Below are 6,673 nucleotides of genomic sequence, written 5' to 3' on the forward strand. Positions count from 1 at the left end.
ACGGGTGCGCCGGCTCAGGCCACCTCGCGCGGGACGGCCCCTCGCCTGGTGGCGAACCAGCACATCACCTTGTGGCCCCGGTCGCTGGTCGGCCCGAACATCAACGGGCAGCCGCCGTCGATGACGGTGACGCCGTGCTCGCGCCCGTACGCCGTGGCCCAGTCCGACACGCTGCCCTCGCCGAACAGCCGGTGCATCCAGACGCGGGTGATGCCCAGCTCCACGCACTCGCGCATGGTGCTGTCCGCGTGCGCCGGGCGGGTGCCGATCACCACGGCCTCGACCCCACCGGGCACCGACGCCAGGTCGGGGTAGCTGGGGTCGCCCTCCACCACGTCGGTGGCCGGGTTGACCGCGACGACGTCGTACCCGCGCTCCTTGAGCCGGCGGTACACCGCGTTCGACCCGTGCCCGCCGGCGTTGCGGGACACCCCGGTCACCGCGATCCGCCGCGCCGTCAGGAACTCCTCCGCCGCCTGCCTGGTCGCCACCATGACGTTCCTCCTCGTCCCGTCCTCCTCCAGCGTAGGCCGGGTGGTGCCAGTGTGATCTGCGAGGCATTCGCTGTCCGGTTGTCCGACAACGGCGTATGGTCGAGAGCGGCCGGGTCACCCGAGCCCGGCGTCCCCAAGGAGGCTTGCATGAGTCAGGACCTGGGCCAACGGTCGGCGACCCCGACCACGCCCGAGACCACCAGCACCGGCCCGAACGCCGGGCTCACCCTCGCCGCGCTGACCGCGATCGTCGTCGGCTCGATGATCGGCAGCGGCATCTTCGCACTGCCCTCGCAGATGGCCGGTGCCGCGGCACCCGGCCCGCTGCTGATCGGCTGGCTGATCACCGGGGTCGGCATGCTGATGCTGGCCTTCGTGTTCCAGTCGCTGGCCCAGCGCAAGCCCGAGGTCGACGGCGGTGTCTACGGGTACGCCCGGGCGGGCTTCGGCAACTACATCGGCTTCACCGCGGCCTGGGGGTACTGGGTCTCGGCCTGGATCGGCAACGTGGCCTACCTCGTCCTGCTCTTCTCCACGCTGGGCTACTTCTTCGACGCCTTCGACGGCGGGACCACCGTCCCGGCCATCATCGGCGCCTCGATCATGCTCTGGCTGGTGCACGCGCTCACCTTGCGCGGGGTGCAGACGGCCGCGTTCGTGAACGTCATCGTCACCATCGCCAAGATCGTCCCGATCCTCACCTTCATCGCGGTGGCGTTCGTGGGCTTCCAGGCCGACATCTTCACCACCGACATCTGGGGCGACAACGCCGGCCTCGGCACCAGCCTGGACCAGGTCAAGAACATGATGCTGGTCACCGTCTGGGTGTTCATCGGCATCGAGGGCGCTGCGGTGTACTCCCAGCGCGCGGCGCGGCGCAAGGACGTGGGCAAGGCCACGGTCCTCGGCTTCGCCGGGGTGCTGGCCCTGCTGCTGATGGTCAACCTGCTGTCCTACGGCCTGATGGAGCAGGCGAAGATCGCCGGGCTCGACGACCCGTCGATGGCCTACCTGATGGAGGACCAGGTCGGGAGCTGGGGCGCCGCGTTCATCTCGCTGGGCCTGGTCGTCTCCCTGCTGGGCGCCCTGCTCGCCTGGGTGATGCTGTGCGTGGAGATCCTCCGCCTTCCGGCCATGGAGCACGTGATGCCGAAGGTGCTGGCGCACGAGAACAAGCACGGCTCCCCGGCCAACGCGCTGTGGCTGACCAACCTGTGCGTCCAGGCGATGCTGCTGTGGACCCTCGTCGACGAGGGCACCTACCTCAACCTGGTGCTGCTCGCCACCTCGCTGATCCTGCTGCCCTACCTGTGGTCGGCCGGCTACCAGCTGCTGCTGGCGGTGCGCGGGGAGACCTACGAGGACGGTCACGGGCGCGTGCGCGACATGCTGATCGGCCTGGTGGGCCTGGTGTACGCCGTCTGGCTCGTCTACGCCGGCGGCACGCAGTACCTCTACATCGCGGCGCTGTTCTACCTGGTCGGCACCGTGTTCTACGTGTGGGCGCGGCGCGAGAGCCGGCTGCCCGTGTTCACCGTGCCCGAGTGGGTCGTCGTGGCGGTGGTGGCGGTGACCTCGGTCGTGGCCGTCGTGCTGCTCGCCAACGGCTCCTTGACCGTGCTCTGACCCTCGAGAGGAAACCCCATGAAGATCAACCCTGAGACCGGCGTCGGCGTGTGGTCGGAGGCGGGACGTCTGCGGCGCGTGCTGGTGTGCGCGCCGGGGCTCGCCCACCAGCGGCTGACCCCCGACACCTGCGACGAGCTGCTGTTCGACGACGTCATCTGGGTCCAGCAGGCCCGGCGCGACCACTTCGACTTCGTCTCCAAGATGGAGGAGCGCGACGTCGAGGTGCTGGAGCTGCACGACCTCCTCGAGGACGTGGTGCGCGAGCCGGAGGCACGCTCCTGGCTGCTGGACCGCAAGATCACCGACGGACTGGTCGGCTCGGGTCTCACCCACGAGATCCGGGGCTGGCTGGACGAGATGCCGGCGGACCGTCTCGCGGAGTTCCTCATCGGCGGCGTCGCCTACAGCGACGTGCCCGACGAGGTGGGGGGCGGCTTCCTGGCCGCGTTCCGCGAGCTGGACCGGCCGGGGTTCGTGATCAAGCCCCTGCCCAACACCCAGTTCATGCGGGACAACACGTCGTGGATCTTCCACGGCGTCACGCTGAACCCGATGTACTGGCCGGCCCGGGAGCAGGAGACGCTGCTCACGACCGCGGTCTACCGGTTCCACCCCGCCTTCGCCGGCGCGGAGTACGACGTGTGGCTGGGCGACCTGGACGGCCAGCCGCGCGACCACGGTGCCGCCACGCTCGAGGGCGGCGACGTGATGCCGGTCGGCAACGGGGTCGTGGTGATCGGCATGGGTGAGCGCAGCTCGCACCAGGCGATCACCCAGGTGGCCAGCAACCTGTTCGCCGCGGGTGCGGCGGAGCGGGTGATCGTGGCCAGCCTGCCCAAGATGCGCGCCGCCATGCACCTGGACACGGTGTTCACCTTCTGCGACCGCGACCTGGTGACGGCGTACCCGCCGGTCACCGACGGGATCGTGCCGTTCAGCCTGCGTCCGGACGACTCCACGCCCTCGGGGCTGGACATCCGGCGCGAGCCCAAGGGCCTGGTGGAGACCATCGGCGAGGCGGTCGGAGTGTCCTTCCGGGTGATCACCACGGCTGGAGACGTGTACGGCATCCAGCGCGAGCAGTGGGACGACGGCAACAACGTCGTCGCCGTCGAGCCGGGTGTGGTGATCGGCTACGACCGCAACATCCTCACCAACACCGCGCTCCGCAAGGCGGGTGTCGAGGTCGTCACCATCACCGCCAGCGAGCTCGGCCGCGGACGGGGCGGCGGCCGGTGCATGACCTGCCCCATCCTGCGCGACCCCATCTACTGATCCCACACCCTGCTGAACACACCGTCCCCGACGGGACACCGGAGGAACCGACATGCCCTTCAACAACCGCAACCGCAGCCTGCTCAGCCTGGTCCACCACTCCGAGCGCGACCTGCACTACCTGCTCGACCTGTCCCGTGACCTGAAGCGGGCGAAGTACTCCGGCGTGGCCCGGCGGAGCCTCGCCGGCAAGAACATCGCGCTGATCTTCGAGAAGACCTCCACCCGGACCCGGTGCGCCTTCGAGGTGGCCGCCTACGACGAGGGGGCACACGTCACCTACATCGACCCGAGCTCCTCGCAGATCGGCCACAAGGAGTCGATGAAGGACACCGCCCGGGTGCTGGGCCGGATGTACGACGCGATCGAGTACCGCGGCGCCTCCCAGGCGATCGTCGAGGAGCTCGCCGAGTACGCCGGCGTCCCGGTGTTCAACGGCCTCACCGACGAGTTCCACCCCACCCAGATGCTGGCCGACGTGCTCACCATGACCGAGCACTGCAGCAAGCCCCTGCACGAGATCTCCTACGCCTTCGTGGGCGACGGCCGCAACAACGTGGGGAACTCGCTGCTGCTGGTGGGTGCCAAGCTGGGGATGGACGTGCGCATCGGCGCGCCGAAGGCTCTGTGGCCGTCGGAGGAGCACGTGGCGATGTGCCGCGGGTTCGCCGAGGAGTCCGGCGCCCGGGTAACGATCACCGACGACCCGAAGGAGGCGGTCCGCGGCGTCGACTTCATCCACACCGACGTGTGGGTGTCGATGGGGGAGCCGATCGAGACCTGGGGCGAGCGGATCGACATGCTGATGCCCTTCCAGGTCAACCCGGACCTGATGGCCGCCGCGGAGAACCCGCGGGTGCGCTTCATGCACTGCCTGCCCGCCTTCCACAACTCCGAGACCAAGGTCGGCCGGCAGATCGCCGAGCAGTACCCGCACCTGGGCAACGGCATCGAGGTGACCGAGGACGTCTTCGAGTCGCCGGCCAACATCGCCTTCGAGCAGGCCGAGAACCGGATGCACACGATCAAGGCCCTCCTCGTCGCGGCGCTGGGCTGAGCAGGAGAGGAGAGGACCGATGCGCATCGTGATCGCCCTGGGCGGCAACGCCCTGCTGCAGCGCGGGGAGCCGATGACCGCGGAGAACCAGCGGGCCAACATCCGGCTGGCCGCCGAGCGGATCGCCACCGTGGTGCCCGGCAACGAGGTCGTCGTCGCCCACGGCAACGGCCCCCAGGTGGGCCTGCTGGCCCTCCAGTCCGCGGCGTACACCGACGTCGCGCCCTACCCTCTCGACGTGCTCGGCGCGCAGACCGAGGCGATGATCGGCTACGTCATCGAGCAGGAGCTCGGGAACCTGCTGCCGTTCGAGCAGCCCCTGGCGACGCTGCTGACGATGATCGAGGTGGACCGGGAGGACCCGGCGTTCGCCCACCCCACCAAGCCGATCGGCCCGATCTACGACAAGGAGACCGCCGAGCTGATGGCCGCCGAGCGGGGCTGGAGCATCGCCCCGGACGGTGACCACTTCCGCCGGGTCGTGCCGAGTCCCAAGCCGCAGCGGATCTTCGAGATCCGTCCCATCCGGCAGCTGCTCGAGCGCGGCACCATCGTGATCTGCGCGGGCGGTGGCGGCATCCCCACCATGTACGACGCGGAGCGCAAGCTGCACGGGGTGGAGGCCGTCATCGACAAGGACCTCGCCTCGTCGCTGCTGGCGCAGGAGCTGGAGGCGGACATGCTGGTCATCGCCACCGACGTCGACGGCGTCTACACCGGCTGGGGGACGCCGCAGCAGCAGCGGCTCGAGCGGGTCACCCCCGACGAGCTGGCCGGACTGGACCTGCCGGCCGGGTCCATGGGACCCAAGGTGCAGGCCGCGAGTGAGTTCGTGCGTCGCACCGGCAAGGAGGCGGTGATCGGGTCGCTGGCCGACATCGCCCTCATCGTGGGCGACCGAGCCGGGACGCGCGTCACGAACCCCCACTGAGCCGGGAGATCCGGTCCGGGCCGGGTGGCCACCAGCTGGTGGCCACCCGGCTGCGTCCCCGGCCCCGACCGGTAGCGTGGCAGCGCCCGACCCGACCCCAGCCCTGACCGGGCGTCGACCCACGGAGGCGAGTTGACCGGCCCCCGGCCACCCTCGCGTCGACGGCTGCTCGCCGACACCAGGCCGCTGGCCGAGCCGCACTTCCGCCGGCTGTGGACGGCGAACATCGTGACGGTGGTCGGCGCCCAGCTCACCGTGGTCGCGGTGCCGGCCCAGCTGTACCGGATCACCGGCTCCTCGGGGTACGTCGGTCTCGCCGGGCTGTTCGGTCTCGTCCCGCTCGTCGTGTTCGGCCTGTGGGGCGGGGCGCTGGCCGACACCATGGACCGGCGCACGCTGCTGGTGGTCAGCACGGTGGGGATCGGGCTGACCAGCGCGATGTTCTGGGTCCAGGCCGTCGCCGGCAACCGTGACGTGTGGCTGCTGCTGGGGCTCTTCTCCGTGCAGCAGGCCTTCTTCGCGGTCAACCAGCCCACCCGCAACGCCATCCTGCCCAAGCTCGTCGGCGCCGAGCTGCTGCCCGCGGCGAACGCGCTGAACATGACCGTGGCATCGGCCGGCGCCATCGCGGGGCCGCTGCTGGGCGGCGCACTCATCCCGCTGCTGGGCTTCGCCTGGCTCTACCTGCTCGACACCGTCTGTCTGCTCGCCACGCTGCTGGCGGTGGTCGCGCTGCCTCGCCTCCCCGTCGAGGGCGCCACCGGCAGCCCGGGGCTGAGGTCGGTCATCGACGGGCTCGCCTACCTCCGTGGTCACCCGGTGCTGCTGATGTCGTTCGTGGTCGACCTGATCGCGATGGTCTTCGGCATGCCTCGGGCGCTCTTCCCGGAGATGGCGCACGTGGACTTCGGTGGCCCCGCGAGCGGCGGGCTGGCATTCGCGCTGCTCTTCGCCGCGATCCCGGCCGGCGCGGTGCTCGGCGGGGTCTTCTCGGGGTGGGTCTCGCGGGTCGAGCGGCAGGGGCTCGCGGTGGTCTCGGCCGTGCTGGTCTGGGGCGCGGCGATGACCGGCTTCGGGCTGGCAGCCGGGGCGGCCGGCGGCACCGGTGGCGCGTTCCTCGCCGTGGCCGTGCTGATGCTGGTGGTCGGGGGCGCCGCCGACATGGCCTCGGCCGCCTTCCGGCAGGCGATGCTCCAGGAGGCGGGCTCGGACGAGGTGCGCGGCCGGCTGCAGGGGGTGTTCCTGGTCGTGGTCGTCGGCGGGCCGCGGATCGCCGACGTGACCCAC

General features: G+C 70.6%; 6 protein-coding genes. 5 read left to right on the plus strand and 1 reads right to left on the minus strand.

Translation table 11 applies throughout. The features are described 5' to 3' along the window. Positions 1–14: 14 nt before the first annotated feature. Entirely contained in the window at positions 15–494 is a 480-nt protein-coding gene (locus tag PLP61_RS12100) for a CoA-binding protein (RefSeq protein WP_324502974.1), read from the minus strand. Between the two features lie 147 nt (positions 495–641). Between PLP61_RS12100 and arcD the strand changes: the two genes are divergently transcribed. The 5 genes from arcD to PLP61_RS12125 form a co-directional block, all read left to right on the plus strand. Further along, positions 642–2,120: an arginine-ornithine antiporter gene (arcD, locus tag PLP61_RS12105; protein WP_324502975.1), complete on the plus strand. Its 1,479-nt coding sequence runs from the start codon at positions 642–644 to the stop codon at positions 2,118–2,120. An 18-nt stretch (positions 2,121–2,138) separates the two neighbouring features. Further along, complete coding sequence (locus PLP61_RS12110; RefSeq protein ID WP_324502976.1) at positions 2,139–3,398, plus strand: arginine deiminase; 1,260 nt, start codon at positions 2,139–2,141, stop codon at positions 3,396–3,398. Positions 3,399–3,450: 52 nt separating this feature from the next. Next, positions 3,451–4,455 carry an ornithine carbamoyltransferase gene (locus PLP61_RS12115; protein ID WP_324502977.1) on the plus strand — a complete coding sequence of 335 codons (1,005 nt, stop codon included), beginning with the start codon at positions 3,451–3,453 and terminating at the stop codon, positions 4,453–4,455. Between the two features lie 19 nt (positions 4,456–4,474). Next, positions 4,475–5,386, plus strand: coding sequence for a carbamate kinase (gene arcC, locus PLP61_RS12120; RefSeq protein ID WP_324502978.1), 912 nt, complete (start codon positions 4,475–4,477; stop codon positions 5,384–5,386). A gap of 132 nt (positions 5,387–5,518) precedes the next feature. Beyond that, positions 5,519–6,673: MFS transporter (locus PLP61_RS12125; protein WP_324502979.1), on the plus strand; the 1,155-nt coding region annotated here is incomplete at its 3' end.

This window comes from Nocardioides sp., assembly GCF_035429765.1.
Taxonomy (GTDB): Bacteria; Actinomycetota; Actinomycetes; order Propionibacteriales; family Nocardioidaceae; genus Nocardioides.